The following is a 21,662-nucleotide window of genomic DNA, read 5'->3' on the forward strand; positions in this document are numbered from 1 at the left end:
GACTTCGGTCGTACGGGCCCTTTCCGCGTTCTGCCGGTCACTCCCGGGTGCCGGCCGGTTCCGTCGGGCGGCGGCGCAGGGACAGGGCGGTGGGGAGCAGGGACGCGGTCGTCGCCACCGCCGCGCAGATTCCGGCGACCGCGGCGAGGGGCGCCCACGGCAGGCCGGGGGTGGGGTGGACGGACAGCAGGCGCAGGGCGGCCCACATCCCGGTGAGGTTGAGGGCGGCCACCGCCAGTCCCAGCAGGGCGCCGACCGTGACCACCGTCAGCGACTCCGCACCGGTCAGGCGCAGCACCTGCCACCGGGTGGCGCCCGCCAGCCGCAGCGCGGCCAGGTCGCGTGCGCGGCCGGAGGCCGACATCACCGTGGTGTTGACCAGGAAGACGCCGGTGTAGAGCAGGGCGATGCCGAGCACCAGGAAGACGCCGGCCCGGGTCGTGGCCTCGGTCCGGGGGTGGGTGGCCGCGAGCCACGCGTCCCGGTCACGCACCAGGGCGCCGCCCGGTCCGGCCGCGCCGCGCAGCGCCCGGGCCACCGCACCCTCGTCCGCGCCGTCCGCGACCGTGACGTCCACCCGGTCGACCGCGGCGCCGGGGGCGTTGGCCGAGGTGACGTAGACGCCGTTGTCACCGGTACCGGTGGTCATCACGGCGGCGATGCGCAGGGTCCGCTCGGTGCCGTCGCCGAGCCACACCCGTACGCGGTCGCCGACGGTGTGCCGCTCCCACTCCTCGTTGACGACGATCGAGCCGTCGTCGAGAGCGGTGACCGAACCCGCCGCCAGCGGCAGCCGGGTGGTGGCCGCCAGCGCGGCGGGGTCGGCGACGGCGTGCGCGTCGGACCTGATCAGGGCCACGCCCTCCTCCAGGACGTACACGGCGGTCGAGGCGACCGGGGAGACGGCGGCCGCCCCCGGCACCGCGCGCAGCCGGTCCACGGTGGCCGCGTCGAAGCCGGTGCCGTCCGGCGCCGTGACCACGAGGTCGGCGGCGGTCCGCTCGCGCGCCTCGGTGGCGCCCGCCTCGTCCAGCGTCGCGGTGGCGCCGAGCAGCGAGCCCGCGAGGGCGACCGTCACCAGCACCGGTGCCGCGAGCGCGGCCGTGCGGCGGGTCCCGGCGGCGGCGTTCTCCCGCACCAGCATGCCCGTCGCCCCCGGGAGCCGGGCGGGCAGCCAGGTCAGCGGACGCACCACGACGGGGGCGAGCAGCGCGGCCGCGCTGATCAGCAGCATCGGCCGGCTCACGTACGTCTTGCGGTGCAACAGGTCCGCGGGGTCGCCGGCCAGGGCGAAGGCGAGCGTCACCAGCGCGGCCAGCAGCAGGCCGCCGCCCCACAGCCACCGCCCGCGGGTCATGGCCCCGGTCTCCGCGGACGCCTCGCGCAGCGCCTGCGCCGGCGCGGTCCGGCCGGCCCGCCAGGACGCGGTGACCACGCCGCACAGGGCGACGAGCAGGCCGGTCCAGAAAGCCAGGTGGTACGGCCAGGCGTGGGCGCCGATCGTGAACCAGGCCGGTGCCAGGCCCTCGTCGACCACCCATGCCGCCAGGTGGGGGGCGCCGTACGAACCGAGCAGGCAGCCGGCCGCCGAGGCGAGCACGCCCACCGCCGCACCCTCGGCCAGCACCGTCCGGCGGACCTGACCGGGCGTCGCCCCGGCGGTGCGCAGCAGCCCGAACTCCCGCCGCCGCTGCGCCACCGCGAAGGCGAAGGTGGACGCCACCACGAACACCGACACGAACGCGCAGACACCGCCGGCCGTGCCGAACAGGGCGTTCAGCGCGGTCGTCGCCTCGCGGTCCCGCTCGGACCCGGCGTCGGCGTACCGGCGGTCGCCCCCGGTCAGCACCCGTACGCCCGCACTGTCGCGCACCGCGTCCCGTACCGCGTCCGGGTCCGCGTCGACGACGAGCTGGAGGCTGACGGGGGAGAGCCGGGCGGCCCGGGCGTCGGTGTAGAAGACGGCGTTCTCGAAGCCGCGGTCGGGCACGGTGCCCACGACCTGCACGGCACCCCGGTCCGTGCGCAGCCGTTCGCCGGGCGCGGCCCAGGAGCCGCTGACGACGACCTCGCCGTCGGCGCGCGGCGCGCGGCCCGCGTCGATCCGGTACGGGGCGAACGCGGCGGTGGACCACGGGTGGCCCACCAGGTCACCGGGCCCGCCCTCGGCACGCACCGGGAAGGACCGGTCCTCGACGACCCGGCCGAGGTGCCTGAGCCGGGCGACGGTCCCGGCGGGCACCGCACGGGGCTGGGCGAGCGGCTTCGTACGGTCGCCGTTCGGCGTGCTCACCCGCAGTGTGTCCGGCCCCCGGACCACGACCGGCGCGTCGGCGAACCGCTGGGGCGCGCGGGCCGGGGCGTCCGAAGAGGAGGCGAGCGCCAGACCCGTCACCGTGAGCAGCGCCACCCCCAGGGACAGGGCGACGAAGCTGCCGGTGAAGGTGATCCAGCGGGTGCGCAGCGTCTGGAGGGCGAGCGTCAGCACGGGACCGCCTCCAGCCGGGTCATGCGGGTCGCGATGGCGTCGGCGCCCGCCCCGGTCAGCTCGCCGTCCGGGCGGCCGTCGACGAGGAAGACCACGCGGTCGGCGAAGGACGCGGCCACCGGGTCGTGGGTGACCATGACGACCGTCTGGCCCTCGCGGTCGACCATGCCGCGCAGCAGGGCGAGCACCTCGCGGCCGGTCCGCGAGTCCAGCGCACCCGTCGGCTCGTCGGCGAACAGCACCTCCGGTCGGGTGATCAGCGCGCGGGCGAGGGCGACGCGCTGCTGCTGGCCGCCGGAGAGCTGTGCGGGCCGGTGCCGGGCGCGGTCGGCCAGGCCGACCTGGGCCAGCGCCTCGCGCACCCGGGAGCGGGAGGGGCGGTGGCCGGACAGGCGCAGGGGGAGCGCCACGTTCTGGGCTGCGGTCAGGGACGGCAGCAGGTTGAACGCCTGGAAGACGAAGCCGACGTGCTCCCGGCGCAGCAGGGTCAGCCGCCGCTCGCTCAGTCCGGTCAGCTCCGTGCCGCCGACGACGACCGATCCCGACGTGGGTCGGTCGAGGCCGGCCGCGCAGTGCAGGAGGGTCGACTTGCCGGAGCCGGAGGGGCCCATGACGGCGGTGAAGGTGCCGCGCCCGAAGGCGAGGGACACCTCGTCGAGCGCCGTCACGGCGTTGGCTCCCAGGCCGTACCGTCTGCTGACGGAACGCAGTCGGATCGCGTCGTCGCCGGTCATCCGTCCCCACTTCTCCCGTGTCCCCGCCACCGGGTCGGTGGCGCGGTGCCGCAACGAAACCGCAGGGGAGGGCACCGGCGCAGTGCGGCAGGGGCGAGGACGGGGGTAGGGCGGGCCATACCCCCGCAACGCCCACTGGGCCGATGGCCCCGCCGCGCACCCGGGTTCTACGGTGATCCGCATGCACCCCCGCCCCCGCACCGTGTGGCAGGCCCTGTCCGCCCGCGGTTTCCTGCTCTCGCCGTGGCCCTGGCGAGCCGCCGCCTACCTCGTCACCGGGGCCGTGGCCGGGGCCCTGACCCTGGTGGGCCTCGTGGCCGCGGTCGCCCTCGGGAGCGTGCTCGCCGTCGTCCTGGTGGGGCTGCCGCTGCTGGTGCTCACCGCCCTCGCCGGCATCCCGGTGGCCCGCCTGGAACGGCACCGGCTGCGCCTGGTCGACCGCGGTCCCGTCCCCGCCCGGCCCGTGCGGCAGCCGCCCGCCACCGGGCCGTGGCCCTGGCTGGCCACGCGGCTGCGGGAGCGGGCGACCTGGCGGGAGCTGGGCCACGCCGTGCTGTTCGCGCTGGTGCTCTGGCCGTTGGACGCCCTGGCCGTCGCCTTCGCCCTGGCCGCGCCCCTCTCGCTCGCCGCCACCCCGCTGCTGATGGCCACGGCCGGCGGCGGCGAGGAGGCGAAGGTGCTCAAGCAGTGGACGGTCACCACCTGGCCCGCCGCCTCGGGCGTCGCCGTGCTCGGCCTGCTGCTCCTCGCCCTCGGCGGCTACGCGCTGGGCCTGGCGGCGGGCGCGCGGGCCGAGCTGGGCCGGGTGCTCGTGGGTGCCCCGCGCGGGGGAGACCAGGAGGCCCGGGTCGTGGAACTCACCCGTTCCCGGGTGCGGTTGGTGGACGCCTTCGAGGCCGAGCGGCGCCGCATCGAACGCGACCTGCACGACGGCGCCCAGCAGCGTCTGGTGGCCCTGACGATGACCCTCGGCCTGGCCCGCCTGGACGCGCCGCCCGGGCCGCTGGCCGACCAGCTCGCCAAGGCGCACGGGGAGGCGGGCAGGGCGCTGGAGGAACTGCGTGAGCTGATCCACGGCATCCACCCCAAGGTCCTCGCCGACTACGGCCTGCCCGCGGCCGTCGCCGACGCCGCCGACCGCTCCGCCGTCCCCGTCGACGTGGCCCTGGAGGTGCCCGGACGGCTGCCCCAGGCGGTGGAGGCCGCCGCCTACTTCGTGGTCCGCGAGGCCCTCGCCAACATCGGCCGGCACAGCGGCGCCGGCCGCGCGGAGATATCCGGCGGCCACCGCGACGGACGGCTCGTCCTGCGGGTCCGCGACGACGGCCGGGGCGGGGCCGACGCCGCCGCGGGCAGCGGGCTGACCGGACTCGCCGACCGGGTGTCCGTCCTGGATGGCAGACTCTCCCTGTCCAGCCCGCCGGGCGGACCGACCCTGCTGAGCGTGGAGATCCCGTGCGAGCCCTGCGATCCCCCGGAGCCGACCGCGCCCTGCGCGTAGTGCTGGCCGAGGACAGCGTCCTGCTGCGGGACGGACTGACCGGCCTGCTCGCCCGCTTCGGCCACGAGGTGGTGGCCGCCGTCGGCGACGCGGAGGCCCTCGTCGAGGCCGTGCCGCGGCACGCCCCGGACATCGTGGTCACCGACGTCCGGATGCCGCCCGGCTTCCAGGACGAGGGCCTGCACGCGGCTGTGCGCCTGCGCGCGGAACGGCCCGCGCTGCCCGTCCTCGTCCTCAGCCAGTACGTGCAACGGACCTACGCCTCCGACCTGCTGGACTCCGGCGACGGCACCGGTGTCGGCTACCTGCTCAAGGACCGCGTCGGCCAGGTCGAGGAGTTCGTCGACGCGCTGGCCGAGGTCGCGGACGGCGGCACGGTCGTCGACCCGGAGGTCGTACGGCAGTTGCTGCGCCGCCGCCGGGACCCGCTGGAGCGGCTGAGCCCGCGGGAGCGGGAGGTGCTGGCGCTGGTCGCGGAGGGGCGGTCCAATGCGTCCGTCGCCCGGGAACTCGTCGTTTCCGAGGCGGCCGTGGGCAAGCACATCGGCAGCATCCTCACCAAGCTCGACCTGCCCCCGGCGACCGAGACCCACCGCAGGGTGCTGGCGGTGCTGGCGTACCTGCGGGGCTGACGTCGGTTCGGTGCGGGGTACACCGGTGTCCGGGTTTGGTCACAAGTCCCGCACGGACCGGCACGGTTCCTTCTCTTCGCGGCACGATGATCGCCGGAAGTCCGCAACCGCACCGCGACCCGGAAAGTGAGCCCGTGAGTTCCGTCCCGCCCCCCGACCGTTCCGACGACGAGTCCGTCCCCTCGATCTCCGACGAGCAGTTGGAGTCGTTCCTGCGGGAGGCCGCCGAGGGCGGGGGCGCCCCCGCGCCCAAGGAGCCGTCGGCGCGGGCGCGGATGGTGGCCGCGCGGCTGCGGGACCAGGAGGAGCCGCCGCCCTGGCGCGGCGGCCCGCAGAGCACCCCGAAGCGCGGGAGCCGGGACCGCCGGCGCCGGGTGGGCGCGGTCGCCGGCGTGCTGGTGCTGGCGGCGGTCGCGGTGGTCGCCCTGCGGCCCTCCCTGGTCCTGGACCGGCTGCCCGGCGGCGGCGACGCCTCCGCGCAGCCGACGCTCGCGGCCGAGACGGCGCGGCCGACCGGCGCCCCCGCGGACGCCGCCGGGTCGCAACGGGCCACGCGCGAGCACCCGTTCGCCGGTTCGCCCGCCGAGCGGTGGGCCGAGGGCGCCGACGCCATCGTGGTGCCGGAGGCGAAGGCACTGTCCGGCCTGGGCAAGGACGACGTGGCCTTCGCCCTGCGCCGCACCAAGGAACTCCTGGTCGCCGCCAACCTGGACCCCGCCGTACTGCGCGGGGAGCGGCCGGACGAGGCGCTGGACGTCCTCGACCCCAGGCAGCCGGAACTGCTGCCGAGGCTGCGCCGTTCCCTGAGCGACCCGGACGCGGACCACGACCCGCTGCGCCTGTTCACCCGCTTCGACCCGAAGGAGACCCGCCCGGCCGGCGACGTCGTCAAGGTCCGCGGGCGCATGACGGTGACCGCCGGTGAGCCCGGCGTGGTGAAGGTCGGCGCGGACTACACCTTCGTCTACCCGCGGGTGCGGGTGAACGACGAGGACGGGCCGGTCGCGCGCACCATCATCCGCCGCGAGATCACCCTCACCCTGAACGACCCGGCCCGGTGGGACGTGACCGAGGGCAAGCTCCTGATGGAGAAGTACTTCTCGGAGTACGGCAACACCGACTGCGACGTCCACGACGGCTACCTGCACCCCGGCTTCCCCGACGACGACGGCCCCGGCGGCGCGCGGCCCACCGGCCCCTCGACCGACCCGTACGACCGCAGCCGGCCCGTCACCGGCTCGGAGCCGGGGGACTGCGGGCAGGTCACCCGTACCTGAAGGGGCCGGGAACGACGCGACCGGGCCCGGGCGCTCTCCCTCACGCACGCCCGGACCCGTCCCCCGTTGTCCCCTGTGGGGGTCAGTGGGGCCTCACACCGTCACACCCGCTGCCACAGCGCGGGGACGTTCGGGGGCTCCCAGCCCGCGTGGGCCTGGTGGCCCTGCAGGCAGCGGTAGGTGGCGCCGCCGTACGTCACGGTGTCGCCCGGCTGGTAGACGGTGCCGGCCGCCCAGGTGCCGCCGGGCTCCTCGCCGCCGCCTCCGTCGTCACCGCCGCCGCCGGTGGTCTTGAGCGTGAGCCCGTAGTTCTGGAGCAGGGCGTTGACCGGCTGGAAGAAGGTCTCGCCGCCGGACCGGCAGTCGCCCGAGCCGCCCGAGGTGACGCCCTGTGCCTGGCTGCCGGAGATGTAGGAGCCGCCGGAGTCGCCGGGCTCGGCGCACACCGTGGTCTTGGTGACCGGGGAGATGGTGCCTTCCTGGTAGGTGACGCTGGTGTTGAGCTGCGTGATGGTGCCGCAGTGCCAGCCGGTGGTCGAGCCGGAGCGGCACACGGACGCGCCGACCGCTGCGGCCGTGGACCCGGTGACCTGGACGTTCTGCCCGCCGGCGCCGTTGACGTACGGGGTCGCCGTCCAGTTGGAGTTGGTGGCCACCCAGGCCATGTCGCGGCCCGGGAAGACCGAGCCCTGGAAGGTGCCCTGCGCGACCTGGTTGGAACCGGTCGTGCTGGAGCCGGCCCGGCCGCAGTGGCCCGCGGTGGCGAAGCCCTGCTGGGTGCCCTTGGTGACCGGGAAGCCGATCGAGCAGCGGCTGCTGTTGTTGATGTAGTACGCGTCGCCGCCGCGCAGGTCGTAGAAGGTGCGGGGCCGCTCGGTGCGGCTCTCCACGCGGGCGAGGGAACGGTCGACACCGGCCGCCGCCAGCAGCGAACGCGCCGCGGCCGGGCGTATCGCCTCCACGACGACGGTGTTGGTGCGGGTGTCGACGTACCAGACGGGAGCGTCGGCGGTGTCGAGACCGGCCGCCGCCTTGTCCATGCGGGCCTTGGCCGCGTCCAGGTCGGCGAGCGAGTGGCGTACGACCTCGGCCCTGGCACCCCGGGCCTCGATGGCGGCGACGTCATCGGCGTCCGTCGTCGCCACCGTCAGGGTGCCGGACTCGGCACCGCCGACCCACGCGCCCGCGAAGTCGCCGCCGAGCGCGGCCCGCAGCAGGCCGGCGGTGGCGCCCGCCTCGGCCTCGTTGGCGAGGCGGCGCTCCGCCTGCTGACGGTCGAGGCCGAGGTCCCGCTGCATCGCCTTGAGCAGAGCGGGCGGCGCGGCGTCCGTGCGCAGGGTCTCCGCCGCGGTGGGGGTGCGGTCGGCGGGTGCCGTCCCGGCGCTCGCGGAGCCGCTGAGCCCGGCCACGAGCAGGGCGGCGGTCGCCGCGACGGCGGCACCCATGGCTCTGCGGTGTCGGTGTCGGTGGTGCATGGGGGATCTCCTCGGTCTCGGTGGGAGGTGCCGAAACCGTAGGGAGGGACGAGCGGCCGCGGTAAGAGCTCAGTCGTCCCTCTCCCCGGCGTTATGGAAGCCGTACGAGACGGGCCGGAGGGGCTCAGGGGACCCGGTGCGCCGACAGCCACTCCGTGTAGCTGTCGCTGTTGGCCGCCACGCTCGCGTGCGCCATGCGGGCCTGGGAGAGCACGGCGCCCGCGGTGTCCTGCCGCTGGGTCGCCGCGTGCCAGCCCAGCAGGTGCCGCCAGGTCAGCGGCGTGCCGGTGAGCGGGCGGGTCACGGCCCGGGGCGTGGTCGGAAAGGTCGCCCGGCACAGCCCGACCGCGCGGCCCACCTGCACCAGGTGCACGACGGAGGCGGTGTCCGTCTCGTACATGCCGCGCGGGGTGAAACCGGCGCGGGCGCAAGAGGCGGTGAAGCAGTCGCCGAAGCAGCCGTCGCCCGGTACGCAGGCCCACTCCTCGTCGGCCAGCTCCGTCAGGTCGACCTCGGCGCAGCCGGCCAGCGGGTGGTCCTCGGGCATCATCACGAACACCGGGTCCACGGCGACCTCCCGCCACACCAGCCCCTCGCCCGCGGGCGGCGGCGCGGTGCCGCAGGTCCCGGCGAGCGCGAAGTCCAGGCGTCCTTCGCTGAGTTGCCCGGCCAGCTCCCGTTCGGACCAGGAGGTGCAGGTCGTCATCCGGGCGTCGGGCGCCACTCCGGCCAGCCGGTCGAGGAGGGCGCCCAGCAAGGGCCCGTGGGTGCCGCCGATCCGCAGCCGCTCCGCCGTGCGCGGTGCGCGGGCGAACCGGGCCGCCTCCTGCTGCAGTTCGGTCACCGCGGGCAGCACGATCCGGCTGCGCTCCAGCACCAGTTCGCCCAGGGCAGTGGCCCGTACGCCGTGCCGTCCCCGGACGAACAGCGCTCCGCCCAGGGCCCGTTCGATCCGCTTGAGCTGTGCGCTCAACGCGGGCTGTGCGAGCCCGAGCGCCGTCGCCGCCCTGGTGAGACTGCCGGCGTCGGCGATGGCCCGGACCGTCTTGAGATGCCGCAACTCCAGCTCCATGGGGGGAGCTTGCGACGCGGGGAGGGCCGGGGCAAGGGGTTGGTACGGACCTGTGGAGGAAACTTCAAGTACTTGCGTTCTCGCGCGCGGGGTTCGCGGTGCCCGCGGCGTTCGCGGTGCCCGCGGCGTTCGCGGGGTGCGCGGCGTTCGCGGGGTGCGCGGAGTTCGCGGGGTGCGCGGCGTTCGCCGCGTCCTCGGGGGTATCGGCGTCCCGGGCGTCCTGGGCGTCTCCGACGTCCCCGCCGTCGTCCGCGGTGTTCGCGGCGAGCAGCTCCCGCGTCCGGCGCAGCAGCGCCTCCCGTACGGAGTCGGGTGCGAGCACGCGCAGCGGCGTACCGAGGCCCAGCAGATATCCGGCCAGCATCTCCGGGCTGGACCCGCCGACCTCCACGACGGTGGCGTCCGGACCGTCGGCGCGGTGCAGTCCGACCGTGGCGGGGATCAGCCGCAGCGCCTGCTCCCCGGGCACCGGCAGACGGACGGTGGCCAGCATCGCGTACGGTCCGGTCGCGGTCGCGCGGGACACGAGGAGCGCCGGATCGGGCAGCGGGCCGGTGAACTCGACGTCCCGCCCGGTGGGCTGCACCCGCTCGACCCGGTCGGCCCGGAACGTCCGCCACTCGTCCCGTTCCACGTCCCGTGCCACGAAGTACCAGCGCCGCCCGGTGTGCACGAGCCGGTACGGATCGACGTCCCGCACACTGGCGCGCCCCTTCCAGTCCCGGTACGCCATCCGCGCCCGCTCGCCCCGTCGGCACGCGCCCGCCAGTTCCAGCAGCATCCCCGCCGCGACCTGCGGTTCCCCGGCCGCCCTCGGCGTCTGCACGAACGCGGAGTCCATCTCCGCGAGCCGCTCCGCCACCCGCCGCGGCAGCACCTGACGCAGCTTCAGCAGCGCCGACAGCGCGGCCTGGTCCCCGCCGAGCGCCCCGCTCAGCGCGGCCTCCCGCAGGCCGACGGCCACGGCGAGGGCCTCCTCGTCGTCCAGGATCAGCGGCGGCGTCCGCGTCCCCGGCCGCAGCCGGTACCCGCCCCACGGTCCCGGGTCGGAGTCGACGGCGTACCCCAGCTCCCGCAGCCGGGCGACGTCCCGCCGCACGGTCCGCTCCGTGACCTCCATCCGCCCGGCCAGCTCGGCGCAGGTCCAGGCGGGACGGACGGCGAGCAGCGAGACCAGCCGCAGCAGCCGGGCGGAAGTACTGAGCACGGTGGGCAAGTCTGCCACCGAACGGTGCGTGACCAGGACCGAACCTGTCCTGGTCACGCCTTACGGTTTCCCCATGACGACAACGGAGAACACCCCCGAGTCCACGACCCCGTCCTTCCGCTACTCGGCCGTCACCTTCGACTGCTCCGACCCCGTCGAGCTCGCCCGCTTCTGGGGCGACGTCCTCGGCCTCTCCGTCACCTTCCAGACGGACGACTTCTGTTTCCTCGGCGGCAAGGACGGCGCCCCCGGCCTCGGCTTCAACCGCCTCCCCGACTACCGCCCGCCGACCTGGCCGGGCACCGACCAGGAGAAGCAGGCCCACATCGACGTCGGCACCGACGACCTGGACGCGGGGGAGGCCCGGCTGCTCGCCCTGGGCGCGGTGAAGCCCGACTTCCAGCCCCAGCCGGACCGCTGGCGCGTGCTGTTGGATCCGGCCGGACACCCGTTCTGCGTCACCACGGTGGCGTGAGCCGGGAGGGCTACTCGCCCTCGAAGGCGTCCTCGGCGGTGGGCGCGGTGACGGCTCGTGCGAGCCAGTGGCGGAGCACCTCCGGGGTCGCCGCACTCCGTCACGCGCCTACGGATGTCGTCGGAGACGGCCAGACCACGCTGTTCGAGGACCGGCAGGACGTCCCGGGCACCCTGCTGGACGCGGACTGACCATGGGGTTCCTTGCTTCGGTCACGGGAGGGCGGTTGCGCGGCAGTCGCGGCAGCGGTCTTCGGTTTCGGGGGCGCGGAAGCCCCGGTCGCAGCCGTCGCAGTTGCGCACCTCGTACCGCCGTGGTGGCGGACCGGCCGGCGTTCGGAACGGCGGCGGGGGCGGCAGCCGGTCGGCGAGGCGGTGGGCCAGAAGGGCGGCCGGGCGGCGAAGGGGCTCGTCCGGGAGACCGGTGGTCAGGGCGTGGCGTACGGCGCCGGGGGCGACGTCCCGTTCCAGCCACGCGGCGACGCCGGGCGCCAGGTGGGCCGACTCGGCCGCGGACAGCAGCAGTCGTGGGTCGCGTCGTCGCAGGTCGGCCAGGAGGTCGAGGGCCGTCCGGAGGAGGCCGGGGGCGGTGCCGGTCGGGCGCGGTACCGCGGGCAGCGCCTTGGGCGCCGTACGACGCGGTGGCGCGGGCGTGCGCTTCGCGGGCGGGCACCCCGTGTCGGCCGGCTCCCGGCGGCGGCTCGCGTGCGGCTGGTTGCAGGAAACGGTGCGGGTGACGATGCGGCCGGTCTCCGTGCGGTGGCGCTCGCGGCGCAGGTAGCCGTGGGCCTCCAGTTCGCGCAGGGCGGCGGCGATACGGGTCGGGCCCTCCGGGAAGCGGGCGGCGAGCGACTTGATGTCGGCGCCCGCGCCGGTCGGCAGCGACTGGAGGTGGCAGCCCAGGCCGATCGCGAGGAGCGACAGTTCCTTGTGCTGGACCAGGTGGTTGCCGATCACCACGAAGCGGGTGGTGTGGCGGACGTTGTCGTGGGTGAGGCCGCCGCCGTGGCGACGCGTACGGGACGGATTGTCAGCAGGGGCTGACTGGGCGTGCGGGGGAGCGCTAGTGTTCTGGGTATCCATCGGGAAGTTCCTTGGGTATTGCTTCCTTGGTGGTTAGGCCCTCGCCCCGGGATGCCAGTCCCAGCGGGGGCCGATGTCTTTTCGGTTGTTTGCGCTGAGAGTAGGGGAGTTGGGGACCCCGAAAGCCAGCCGAGCCGGTGATGTTCACCCGCCCGGGTGATGACGCGCTCCGGGCGGGAGGGGTGGGGCTTGGCGGGGGTCATTTCTCCCGGGTTCTTTGTCTTGGTAGGGCACCGACGGCACCGGAACCTCAGAACGTGGGTTCCGGTGCCGTACAGCGCAGTTCCGCCCAGACCGTCTTGCGCGGGAAGCGTCCCTCGGTCACTCCCCAGCGGTGCGCCAACGCCTCCACCAGGAGCAGGCCACGGCCCGACTCGGCGTCGCAGGACGGCTTCTGAGGGGCGGGGAGCTCCTGCCCCCGGGTGTCGGTGACCTCGATGCGGAGGATGTCGCCGACGACGTAGAGGGTGAGCCGGAAATCGCGGCCGGGGACGCGCCCGTGGTCCGCCGCGTTGTTGGCCAGCTCCGCGACGAGGAGGCGTGCCGGGTCCAGAGGCAGGCCCCAGGCGCGGAGCTGCTCGGTCGCGAGCAGACGGGCGAGGCGGGCACCGCGTGGCGTGGGGGACAGTTGCACGCTGAAATTGCGGACGGACGCGGCGAGTTCGGTGGTGGATTCCTGATTCACGTCACTCAGCGTGGCGGCGTGTGCGTACCGTGAGAAGTGACTCAGCGGGTGCGTACGGTGACTGTCCGGTGCTTGTCCAGTGGTGTCGGTGCTGTCGGGGAGACGTGTGCGGGTAGGGCGCTGGGGGCAACACGGCGAGCACGACGAAGGGGTACGGGATGCCGGTCGAGACGGACGAGTCGGGGTGGGAGGTCGACCCCGACGACGAGTGGGGCGTCGCGGTCATCACCACGGTGGGACGGCAGTTGAGGCTCCGGCGCGAGGCGGCGGGCATGCGGGCCGGTGACTTCGGGGTGGCGGTCGGGTACGGCGAGGACCTGGTCTACAAGGTCGAGGGCGGCAAGCGGATTCCCCGGCAGGAGTACCTGGACAGGGCCGACGAGGTGCTGGGGGCCGGTGGGCTCATCTCGGCGGCGTGGGAGGACGTGAAGAAGGTCCGGTACCCGAAGAAGGTTCGGGAGCTGGGGAAGTTGGAGAGCAAGGCGGTCGAGATCGGCATTTACGAGTGCAACAGCGTCCACGGGCTCTTGCAGACGCCGGAGCACGCTCGCGCGCTGATGGAGGCGGCCCAACCGCCGTACTCCGTAGACGACGTACAGCGCATGGTGGCTGCCCGCCTGGCTCGACAGTCGGTCTTCGAACGCGATCCGGCGCCGTCGATCCACTTCGTCCTGGAAGAGGCACCGCTGCGACGGCCGGTTGGCGGCACAATGGTGTGGCAGCAGCAGCTCGAACGCCTGCTGGAGGTGGGAACGTTGAACCACGTCTCGCTGCAGGTGATGCCGACGAACACCGACGCCCACCCGGGTGTGGACGGCAAGATCGAGCTACTGAAGTTTCCGGACGGCACGGCAGTGGGGCGTAGCGATGGTGCGTTCAACGGTCGGCCGACTGCTGAGCCCAGGGAGCTGCGCATCCTTGAGCTGCGGTATGGCACCATCCGGGCGCAGGCTCTCCCACCTAGAGAGTCACGCGCCTTCATCGAAGACCTGCTGGGAGAAACATGATCCGCGAGACCGAACTGGTGTGGTTCAAGAGCAGCTACAGCAGCGGTACGGACGGCAACTCCTGCGTCGAGTTGGCCCTCACCCCCGGCACCGTCCACGTCCGCGACTCCAAGACCACCGACGGACCGCGCCTCACACTCACCCCCGCCGCCTGGGCGACGTTCCTGCCGTACGCGTCGCAGCGCTGACCGTCGGCTCGACGACCTCCTGCGTGCCGACCACCGACAGCAGCTCCAGCAACCCCGCGCTGTCCGTCCCCACCGCCGGAGTGAACCAGAGGAGCCGCTGACGTCCGTCCTCGCTGAAGAGGTGGAGGCAGTTGACCTCGATCAGGCCCAGCGTGGGATGGACGAGGCGTTTGCGGTCCTCGCGCCGCCGGAAGGCCACCTCGTGGTCGGCCCACAGCGCGGCGAACTCGGGGGAGACGCGGAGCAGCGTGCGGATCATCGCGCCGGCCTCCGCGTCGTCCGCGCCCCTGCGCCCGGCGGCGGCCCGCAGGTCGGCGACGAAGGAGCGGGACTTCTCCTCGTGGTCGTCCTCCGGGTACAGGCGCCGGGCGTCGGGTTCGGTGAACCACCGGTGGACGAAGCTGGCCCTGGGCCCCCGGAAGCCGGAGTGGTCCCCGAGCAGCGCCACGGCCGACGGATTCTGTACGAGGGTGACGTGCAGGTCGGTGATCACCTGCGCCGGGGTCGAGTCCAGTCGGCCCAGCAGGTCCAGCATGCCGGGGTGGACGTGCGACGCGGCCCCGCCCTGCACGGGCACCGGCCGGTCGGCGATCCGGTACAGGTAGTCCCGCTCGTCGCCGGACAGCCGCAGCGCACGCGCCAGCGCGGCGAGCATCTGCTCGGACGGCTGGGACCCGGCGCCGCGCTCCAGCTCGTTGTAGTAGTCCACGGACGCCCCGGCGAGATGGGCGACCTCCTCGCGGCGCAGCCCCGGCACCCGGCGGCGCGGCCCGGCCGGGAGCCCGACGTCGCCCGGGCGGATCCGCTCCCGTCGCGACCGCAGGAACGCTCCCAGCTCGGCGTGCTTCACAGCGCTCATGCCGTCCATTGTGCGCCGGGCCGGGCCGGTGACCCAGGGGATGGCATCCCCTGGCTGCGCGGGGCGGCCGGGCCCATCGTGGACCCATGACCACGAACGCGAACACCACCACCGACACGCCGGCGGGCCCCCGCACGGCGATCGTGACCGGCGGCTCGCGCGGCATCGGCCGGGCCGTGTCGCGCAAGCTGGCCGAGGACGGCCTGGCCGTCGTCGTGAACTACGCCCGGGACGCCTCGGCCGCCGACGAGACCGTGGCGGCGATCACCGGGGCCGGCGGACGCGCCGTCGCCGTACGGGCCGACGTGGCGGAGGAGAAGGAGACCGCCGCGCTGTTCGACCGGGCGGAGCGGGAGTACGGCGGCGTCGACGTCGTCGTGAACTCGGCCGGCCGCATGAGCCTGTCGGCCATCGCCGACCTGGACCTGTCCGATCTGGACGCCATGCACCGCACCAACATCCGCGGCACCTTCGTCGTCGCGAGGGAAGCGGCCCGCCGCCTGCGGGCCGGGGGCTCCTTCGTGGGCTTCTCGACGTCCGTCGTCGGCACGCAGTTCCCGGCCTACGGCGCGTACGCGGCGAGCAAGGGCGCCGTGGAGGCGATGACGATGATCCTGGCGCGGGAGCTGCGCGGGCGGGACATCACCGTGAACACGGTCGCCCCCGGGCCGACGGCCACGGACCTGTTCCTCACCGGCAAGACCGAGGAACAGATCGACCGGCTCGCCAAGACCCCGCCCCTGGAGCGGCTGGGCACCCCCGAGGACATCGCCGAGGTGGTCGCCTTCCTGTCCAGCCCCGCCGGGCACTGGGTGAACGGCCAGATTCTGCGCGCCAACGGAGGAATGATCTGAGATGCCTTTCGCCCACTTCAAGGTCCCCGCGCACACGCTCACGGCCGAGGACAAGAAGAAGATCGTCGAGCGCACCACCGACCTCTACGCGGAGATCTACGGCGAACGGGCCCGCCCCACGACCGTCGTCCTCGTCGACGAGGTGCCCGACGGCGGCTGGGGCGTCGCGGGCAACGTCCTCACCGCCGAGATGCTCAACGGCGGAGGCGGCGGAGGAGACTGACGCCACGCCCCCGACGGTGGCGCTCCGTGCTCGCTATCACCCGATATGCGAAAACTGTGTCTCACATAGTGGTCGCACCCTGCGCCGGGTGCTGGCGTGGGTGTTTACATGCGCGTAACACTTAAGTGTCCCGCGCGCGGCAACGGCGCCGAGCGCCCACCACCGGACCCGACCGGACAGGCGTGCCACCCCCCGTGCACGACGCATGCGCACCCAGCGCATCCCGCGGACGTGTGCACCCGCACCCGCACCCGCGCCCCCGTCCGGTCTCCGGTGTCCAGCCGTGCCAGAAAGGGCCCCCGTGACGACGCGAAGCGAGACGCAGACCACCCTCGACCACCTGCTCACCGAGATCGAGCACCGCAACCCGGCCCAGCCCGAGTTCCACCAGGCAGCCCACGAGGTCCTGGAAACCCTCGCCCCGGTGATCGCGGCCCGCCCCGAGTACGCGGAGCCGGGCCTCGTCGAGCGGCTGGTCGAGCCGGAGCGCCAGGTGATCTTCCGGGTGCCGTGGCAGGACGACCAGGGTCGCGTCCGCGTCAACCGTGGCTTCCGCGTCGAGTTCAACAGCGCGCTGGGCCCCTACAAGGGCGGCCTGCGCTTCCACCCGTCGGTCAACCTGGGCGTCATCAAGTTCCTGGGCTTCGAGCAGATCTTCAAGAACGCGCTGACCGGCCTCGGCATCGGCGGCGGCAAGGGCGGCAGCGACTTCGACCCGCACGGGCGCAGCGACGCCGAGGTCATGCGGTTCTGCCAGTCGTTCATGACGGAGCTGTACCGGCACATCGGCGAGCACACCGACGTCCCGGCCGGTGACATCGGCGTCGGCGGCCGTGAGATCGGCTACCTCTTCGGCCAGTACCGCCGCATCACCAACCGTTGGGAGGCCGGTGTCCTCACCGGCAAGGGCCAGGGCTGGGGCGGCTCGCTGATCCGCCCGGAGGCGACGGGCTACGGCAACGTCCTCTTCGCGGCGGCGATGCTGCGCGAGCGCGGCGAGGACCTGGAGGGCCAGACCGCGGTCGTCTCCGGCTCCGGCAACGTGGCGATCTACACCATCGAGAAGCTGACCGCCCTCGGCGCCAACGCCGTCACCTGCTCGGACTCCTCCGGCTACGTCGTCGACGAGAAGGGCATCGACCTCGACCTGCTCAAGCAGATCAAGGAGGTCGAGCGCGGCCGGGTCGACGCGTACGCCGAGCGCCGGGGCGCCTCGGCCCGCTTCGTCCCCGGCGGCCGCGTCTGGGAGGTCCCGGCCGACCTGGCCCTCCCGTCGGCCACGCAGAACGAGCTGGACGAGAAGGACGCCGAGACCCTGATCCGCAACGGTGTGAAGGCGGTCTCCGAGGGCGCGAACATGCCGACGACCCCGGAGGCCGTCCACCTCCTCCAGAAGGCCGGTGTCGCCTTCGGCCCCGGCAAGGCGGCCAACGCGGGCGGCGTCGCGGTCAGCGCCCTGGAGATGGCGCAGAACCACGCCCGTACGGCGTGGTCGGCTGAGCGCGTGGAGGAGGAGCTGGCGTCGATCATGACCAGCATCCACACCACCTGCCACGACACGGCCGAGCGCTACGGCGCCCCCGGCGACTACGTCACCGGCGCGAACATCGCCGGCTTCGAGCGGGTGGCCGACGCGATGCTGGCACAGGGCGTCATCTGAGGTCCCGTACCACGGGCGAGAGCGCGTGAGGTGTCCCGTACGGCCCAGTCCGCCGTGCGGGGCGCCCGGCTGAACCGGAAGCGAACGGTCCGCGAACAGGTCGCGGAGTCCCGGCGGCGGTTGGCCGAACCCCCTACCGTTCGGGTGAGCACTGTTCTTGTCTGTTCGAATGGTGCGCGCAGTGGACGACGGAACATCGGTGCGAGAGGGGACGGAGGCCAGTCCGGGACAAGCGCGGAGCGAGCCGGGGCAAGCCCAGGGCCGTCCGGGACAAGCCCCCCAGGGCCGGCTGAGGGAACCGCTTCCGCCGCTCGCCGTCCCACCGCCGTCGGAGCCCGCCCCCGCGGGACGGAAGCGCACGGGCGGCCGGCTGTACGTCGTCGACGGCATCCGCCTGCTGGCCGCGCTGATGGTGGCCGCCCACCACTACGCCGGCACCTGGCGCGCCGACCAGCCCGGGAACCTGATCTGGGACCGCCCGGTGTCCGAGATCATGCCCACGGTCTTCCGCCTCGCGTCCTACGGCTGGATAGGCGTCGAGATCTTCTTCGTCATCAGCGGCTTCGTGATCTGCATGTCCTGCTGGGGCCGCACCCCGCGCCAGTTCTTCGTCTCCCGGGTGATCCGGCTCTACCCGGCGTACTGGTTCGCGGTTCTGTTCACCACGGCCGTGCTGATCGCCGTACCCGGCGTGTGGGAGCGGCTGCAACCGCGCGAGGTGCTGCTCAACCTGACCATGCTCCAGGCGGGTTCCGGTGCGCCCAACGTCGACGGCGTCTACTGGACCCTCTGGTCCGAGCTGCGCTTCTACCTCCTCTTCCTGGTCGTCGTCGCGATGGGCCTGACCTACCGCAGGGTGGTGGTCTTCTGCTGTGTGTGGGGTGCGGTCGCGATGCTCGCGCCGGCCGCCGGGCTGCCCCTGCTCGAACTCGTCGCCAACCCGGACGGCGCCTGGTACTTCATCGCCGGTCTCGCCCTCTACCTCATGCACCGCTTCGGCCAGGACCTGCTCCTGTGGGGCATCCTCGCCATGGCGTGGCTGATGGGGCAGATGGAACTGGGCAAGCGCATCGAGGAGGTCGAGCACGTCTCCGGCTGGCGCGGCAGCGTGGCGATCTTCACCGTCTTCCTGCTCTTCATGGTCGCCGTCGCGCTCGGACACACCGACCGGATCCGCTGGAAGTGGCTGGTCACGGCGGGCGCCATGACGTACCCCCTCTACCTGGTCCACTACGCCGCCGGCACGTCCCTCATCGCCCGCCTCCGCGACACGATGGACGCGCGCCTGCTGGTCGTCGTGGTGATCGCGGGCTTCCTGCTGCTGAGCTACCTGATCCACCGGTGGGTGGAACGGCCCGTGTCGCGCATGCTGAAGGAGGGTCTGGACGCGTCGTTCGCGCGGCTGCGCGAGTGACGGGCCCGTCGATCGGTGGGACCATGTCGGAACATCGGCTCGAATGACGAACGGGGAGGCCGGGCGCGACATGGCCCGTTACACGGAGGCACTGACCGTCGAACGGGGCGGTTTCCGGATCAAGGTCCCGGAGTCCTGGTGGGAGTTCGACGTACGCCCGGAGTCCCGGGACGACTCCATCCGCCGCATGGTCGACGACCGCGTCCGCCAGTACCCGGAACTGGCCCCCTCCCGCTCCGCCTACGTCACCTTCCTCCAGAAGGCGGCGTCCGACGCGTGGAAGTCGGGCGCGCTGTACTGCGGTTGCATGGCGGAGAGCTTCGGCGGCGACACCCCGATCACCGGCTCGGTCACCGTCTCCCTGGTCGGCGGCCGCACGTCCGCCGGCGACCCGCTCCCCACCGACCCGGCCGCCATCGCGGGCCAGTTGGCCGTCAAGGAGGCGCGGAAACCCGGCGACTCCTGGCGCAAGGTCACCACCGTCGACATCCCCGGCGTGGGCCCCGCCGCCCGCACCCAGGGCGTGGAGGACGTCCCGGTCCCGGGCGACGCCCTCAACCGCACGGTCCGCGCGGTCCTGATGCAGACGTACATCCCCGTCCCCGGCCAGGCGGGCAAGGTCGCCCTGGTGGCGGGCAGCAGCCAGGTCCTGGACCTGGCGGACTCCTTCTTCGACATCTTCGACGCGGTGACGTCGACGTTCCGGTTCGTGGGGTGACGAGCGGCGCCCCGGACGTGTTCCGGGCGGCTCCGGAGAGCAGGGCGGTGTGGGACGCGTTGCCCCGGACCACCCTGGAGGCAATCGCCCGATGCGATGCCGAACGACTGGAGGTGGAGCGGTCGCGAGTGGCGCCGCACATCAGGGAGACGATGACGACGCCGGTGTACTCGGTCGCGCACCGGTTCGCCTCCTGGCAGCGTCTGATCCGGCGGATGGAGCCTGGCTGGGACGGTGACGACTGCTACCCGATCAGCGCCTACGCCAACGACCTCGACTCCAGGAACGCTCTGGACCAGGTGATGCGTGCGTTGCCCGAGAAGGCCGAAGGCCGGCTGGGGCAACTCCTCGCTCGGCTGGACGCACGCTTCCGCGGCGCCACCCTCCCGGACCCGGAGCGTTCGCTCCGCCCCTGGGTACGCCCTACGTCGGAGAGGCCGGAAGAGGACCTCGGCGAGTGGTGGGGGCGCAGGCCGCTGCGCATCCCGTGGGCCGACTGACCATGGCGACACACTGGAACTGGGAAACCGGCGAAAGCCTGCTGTCCCTGAACGACCCAAAGGAATGGGACGCCGCGTTCGACCGCGGGGAGCGGAGTCTCGGCACGGCGGCGATCGGCCTGGCGTTCAACTGCACGCTGGAGGAGGCGTCGCCCCGCATCGTCAGGGCGATGGGGCTCCCGGACGTCGCCCAGCGAGGATTCGCCTTCACCGCGGCAGGAACGGCGGCTCGCCTCAACGGCGCGTTGACGCCGGAGCTGTACGCCGCCCTGCGAGCAGAGGGACCGGGCCGCAGAAGCATCGCGGTGAACGCCATCGCCGACACCCTGACCTTCGTGCCGTTCCGACGACTGCCGACATGGCTGAAGTGCTGGAGCGTCGTCTCAACGGTGCGGGACAAGCTGGACGCGTGGTGGCTGAGCTCCCGTTACGCGGTGATCGACGCCTGGAAGGCGGTGCGCGGACGATGACGCCGCGTCCACCACACACCCACACCGCAACGCCGCGGCCTGATCGTCACCACGGGGGCCGATCACGTCGCGGTGGCCGTGGACCCCGGGGTATGGCACTGACCGCTCGGACCCCGCCGACGAGGGACCTTGAGCCCATAGCGTGGCGCGAGAACTCGCGAGGCGGTGGTCAGATGACGGAGACGTACATCCAGGAAGTCGGAGACGGATACCCGCGCACCTGATCACGGAGAAAACATGGACGTTCGCGCCGTAGTGACGGCATTCTCCGGGGCGGCCCCGCTGCCGGGACTGCCCGACGCCTGGCACTGGTCGCCGGCGCCGGGAATCGACTTCGCGGGGGCGCTGTCCGCCGACGGCAAGCGCCTTCTCCAGATGAGCGGCCGGGACTCCTATGACGAGGACCTGGCGGTCGCCACCCTCCGGTTCGCGCGGGAACACGAAGACCAGATGGTCGCCCGGAACTCCTTCCTCGGCGCTCTCGAGGGCTTCGAGCCGCCCGCAGGGCGCCGCTTCGATGCCGTCGTGGCCATCGCGCCCCAGGTGCACCGCTTCTACCGTGCGGAGAAGCCGGAACTGACGGAACACGTACGGCTGACGTATCCCGCCTACTCCTGCGAATTCTCCGGGGAAGAAAGCGTGGACGAGGCGGTCACGCGCTACCGCATGCTCGGGTTGACGGACCTGGACCGGGCGCCGGTGCCGTTCCTCAGAATGCGGTTCGCCAACACGCGTACTCGTGGCCGGAGCACCAACAAGGGACGTGGCCTCACCGACCCGCAGCGCGTGCTCGGCGAATTGCGATCCATCGAGGGCGGAACCGGCAGTTTCGTCGAGTTCGAGAACCGCCACGGCACGGTGTGGCGCGTCGAGTGGCACGGTGCCTGGTACCTGGCGGAATGGACCACGCAGAACGGCGCACCACGCGAGATCGGCATCGAGGAGCTGATCCAGTTCGCCGTGGCACGACTGTACGAGTGAGAGCCGTGAAGCGTCCGAACCTGCGCGTGTACCGAACGCACGGCAAACAGGGACGTGGCCGCCAAGCAGTTCGCCGACGCGCACCTCGAGCAGCTCCCTCCGGACGATGCCGGCCGTGAGGACCTGCAGCATTCGTTGGCGGACTTCGAGCGCTTCATCG

The 21,662-nt window shown here is 73.3% G+C and carries 22 protein-coding genes and 1 pseudogene; 15 read left to right on the top strand and 8 right to left on the bottom strand.

Annotated elements, in window-relative coordinates:
* Window positions 1-37 precede the first annotated feature (37 nt).
* Both IG88_RS0103210 and IG88_RS0103215 read right to left on the bottom strand, forming a co-directional pair.
* On the bottom strand, window positions 38-2,488 hold the full coding sequence (locus IG88_RS0103210) for an ABC transporter permease (RefSeq protein WP_031034723.1): 2,451 nt from the start codon (window positions 2,486-2,488) through the stop codon (window positions 38-40).
* Window positions 2,482-3,222: an ABC transporter ATP-binding protein gene (locus IG88_RS0103215; protein WP_031034725.1), complete on the bottom strand. Its 741-nt coding sequence runs from the start codon at window positions 3,220-3,222 to the stop codon at window positions 2,482-2,484. The genes IG88_RS0103210 and IG88_RS0103215 overlap by 7 nt, the downstream gene beginning before the upstream one ends.
* A 181-nt stretch (window positions 3,223-3,403) precedes the next feature.
* On the opposite strand from IG88_RS0103215, the gene IG88_RS0103220 reads away from it, so the two are divergent.
* From IG88_RS0103220 to IG88_RS0103230, 3 genes are all read left to right on the top strand, one after another.
* Complete coding sequence (locus IG88_RS0103220; protein WP_051851736.1) at window positions 3,404-4,723, top strand: sensor histidine kinase; 1,320 nt, start codon at window positions 3,404-3,406, stop codon at window positions 4,721-4,723.
* Window positions 4,723-5,355, top strand: a complete 633-nt coding sequence (locus IG88_RS0103225; RefSeq protein WP_031034730.1) for a response regulator — start codon at window positions 4,723-4,725, stop codon at window positions 5,353-5,355. The genes IG88_RS0103220 and IG88_RS0103225 overlap by 1 nt, the downstream gene beginning before the upstream one ends.
* A 134-nt stretch (window positions 5,356-5,489) precedes the next feature.
* Complete coding sequence (locus tag IG88_RS0103230) at window positions 5,490-6,632, top strand: hypothetical protein (protein WP_031034732.1); 1,143 nt, start codon at window positions 5,490-5,492, stop codon at window positions 6,630-6,632.
* Window positions 6,633-6,733: 101 nt separating this feature from the next.
* Here the strand turns inward: IG88_RS0103230 and IG88_RS0103235 are convergent, their stop codons facing one another.
* From IG88_RS0103235 to IG88_RS0103245, 3 genes and pseudogenes are all read right to left on the bottom strand, one after another.
* Entirely contained in the window at window positions 6,734-8,107 is a 1,374-nt protein-coding gene (locus tag IG88_RS0103235) for an alpha-lytic protease prodomain-containing protein (RefSeq protein ID WP_031034734.1), read from the bottom strand.
* Between the two features lie 124 nt (window positions 8,108-8,231).
* Window positions 8,232-9,179, bottom strand: coding sequence for a LysR family transcriptional regulator (locus IG88_RS0103240; RefSeq protein WP_031034736.1), 948 nt, complete (start codon window positions 9,177-9,179; stop codon window positions 8,232-8,234).
* 247 nt (window positions 9,180-9,426) lie between these two features.
* Window positions 9,427-10,404 (bottom strand): annotated as a pseudogene (locus tag IG88_RS0103245) (helix-turn-helix transcriptional regulator); the annotation flags it as partial.
* Window positions 10,405-10,459: 55 nt separating this feature from the next.
* Between IG88_RS0103245 and IG88_RS0103250 the strand changes: the two are divergent.
* The gene (locus IG88_RS0103250; protein ID WP_031034740.1) at window positions 10,460-10,861 is read left to right on the top strand and encodes a VOC family protein; all 402 of its coding nucleotides are present in this window, start codon (window positions 10,460-10,462) and stop codon (window positions 10,859-10,861) included.
* The gene (locus tag IG88_RS43210) at window positions 10,858-11,052 is read left to right on the top strand and encodes a hypothetical protein (protein WP_031034741.1); all 195 of its coding nucleotides are present in this window, start codon (window positions 10,858-10,860) and stop codon (window positions 11,050-11,052) included. Before IG88_RS0103250 ends, IG88_RS43210 begins: the two co-directional genes overlap by 4 nt.
* A gap of 21 nt (window positions 11,053-11,073) precedes the next feature.
* On the opposite strand, the gene IG88_RS0103260 is transcribed toward IG88_RS43210, so the two are convergent.
* The gene (locus IG88_RS0103260; protein ID WP_031034744.1) at window positions 11,074-11,943 is read right to left on the bottom strand and encodes a helix-turn-helix domain-containing protein; all 870 of its coding nucleotides are present in this window, start codon (window positions 11,941-11,943) and stop codon (window positions 11,074-11,076) included.
* Between the two features lie 250 nt (window positions 11,944-12,193).
* Window positions 12,194-12,628: an ATP-binding protein gene (locus tag IG88_RS0103265; protein WP_031034745.1), complete on the bottom strand. Its 435-nt coding sequence runs from the start codon at window positions 12,626-12,628 to the stop codon at window positions 12,194-12,196.
* A gap of 158 nt (window positions 12,629-12,786) precedes the next feature.
* Between IG88_RS0103265 and IG88_RS0103270 the strand changes: the two genes are divergently transcribed.
* Both IG88_RS0103270 and IG88_RS0103275 read left to right on the top strand, forming a co-directional pair.
* Complete coding sequence (locus IG88_RS0103270; RefSeq protein WP_031034747.1) at window positions 12,787-13,635, top strand: helix-turn-helix domain-containing protein; 849 nt, start codon at window positions 12,787-12,789, stop codon at window positions 13,633-13,635.
* Complete coding sequence (locus IG88_RS0103275; protein WP_031034750.1) at window positions 13,632-13,823, top strand: DUF397 domain-containing protein; 192 nt, start codon at window positions 13,632-13,634, stop codon at window positions 13,821-13,823. Before IG88_RS0103270 ends, IG88_RS0103275 begins: the two co-directional genes overlap by 4 nt.
* Here the strand turns inward: IG88_RS0103275 and IG88_RS40110 are convergent.
* Window positions 13,774-14,691 (bottom strand): helix-turn-helix transcriptional regulator, encoded by a 918-nt coding sequence (locus IG88_RS40110; RefSeq protein ID WP_199807414.1) that lies wholly within the window; start codon window positions 14,689-14,691, stop codon window positions 13,774-13,776. The genes IG88_RS0103275 and IG88_RS40110 overlap by 50 nt on opposite strands.
* 77 nt (window positions 14,692-14,768) lie before the next feature.
* On the opposite strand from IG88_RS40110, the gene IG88_RS0103285 reads away from it, so the two are divergent.
* The 8 genes from IG88_RS0103285 (at window position 14,769) to IG88_RS0103320 (ending at window position 21,502) form a co-directional block, all read left to right on the top strand.
* Window positions 14,769-15,536: an SDR family oxidoreductase gene (locus IG88_RS0103285; RefSeq protein ID WP_031034753.1), complete on the top strand. Its 768-nt coding sequence runs from the start codon at window positions 14,769-14,771 to the stop codon at window positions 15,534-15,536.
* Window position 15,537: 1 nt separating this feature from the next.
* Entirely contained in the window at window positions 15,538-15,759 is a 222-nt protein-coding gene (locus tag IG88_RS0103290; protein WP_031034757.1) for a tautomerase family protein, read from the top strand.
* A gap of 301 nt (window positions 15,760-16,060) precedes the next feature.
* On the top strand, window positions 16,061-17,419 hold the full coding sequence (gene gdhA, locus IG88_RS0103295; RefSeq protein WP_031034761.1) for an NADP-specific glutamate dehydrogenase: 1,359 nt from the start codon (window positions 16,061-16,063) through the stop codon (window positions 17,417-17,419).
* Between the two features lie 289 nt (window positions 17,420-17,708).
* Entirely contained in the window at window positions 17,709-18,833 is a 1,125-nt protein-coding gene (locus IG88_RS0103300; RefSeq protein ID WP_051851750.1) for an acyltransferase family protein, read from the top strand.
* 70 nt (window positions 18,834-18,903) lie between these two features.
* Window positions 18,904-19,551, top strand: a complete 648-nt coding sequence (locus IG88_RS0103305; protein ID WP_031034764.1) for a hypothetical protein — start codon at window positions 18,904-18,906, stop codon at window positions 19,549-19,551.
* 152 nt (window positions 19,552-19,703) lie between these two features.
* The gene (locus tag IG88_RS0103310) at window positions 19,704-20,051 is read left to right on the top strand and encodes a hypothetical protein (protein ID WP_158853757.1); all 348 of its coding nucleotides are present in this window, start codon (window positions 19,704-19,706) and stop codon (window positions 20,049-20,051) included.
* Complete coding sequence (locus tag IG88_RS0103315; protein ID WP_234331992.1) at window positions 20,012-20,521, top strand: hypothetical protein; 510 nt, start codon at window positions 20,012-20,014, stop codon at window positions 20,519-20,521. Before IG88_RS0103310 ends, IG88_RS0103315 begins: the two co-directional genes overlap by 40 nt.
* A gap of 237 nt (window positions 20,522-20,758) precedes the next feature.
* Window positions 20,759-21,502 (top strand): hypothetical protein, encoded by a 744-nt coding sequence (locus IG88_RS0103320; protein WP_031034771.1) that lies wholly within the window; start codon window positions 20,759-20,761, stop codon window positions 21,500-21,502.
* Window positions 21,503-21,662: the final 160 nt, after the last annotated feature.

The sequence above is a fragment of the Streptomyces sp. NRRL F-5650 genome, from assembly GCF_000721365.1.
GTDB lineage: Bacteria > Actinomycetota > Actinomycetes > Streptomycetales > Streptomycetaceae > Streptomyces > Streptomyces ardesiacus.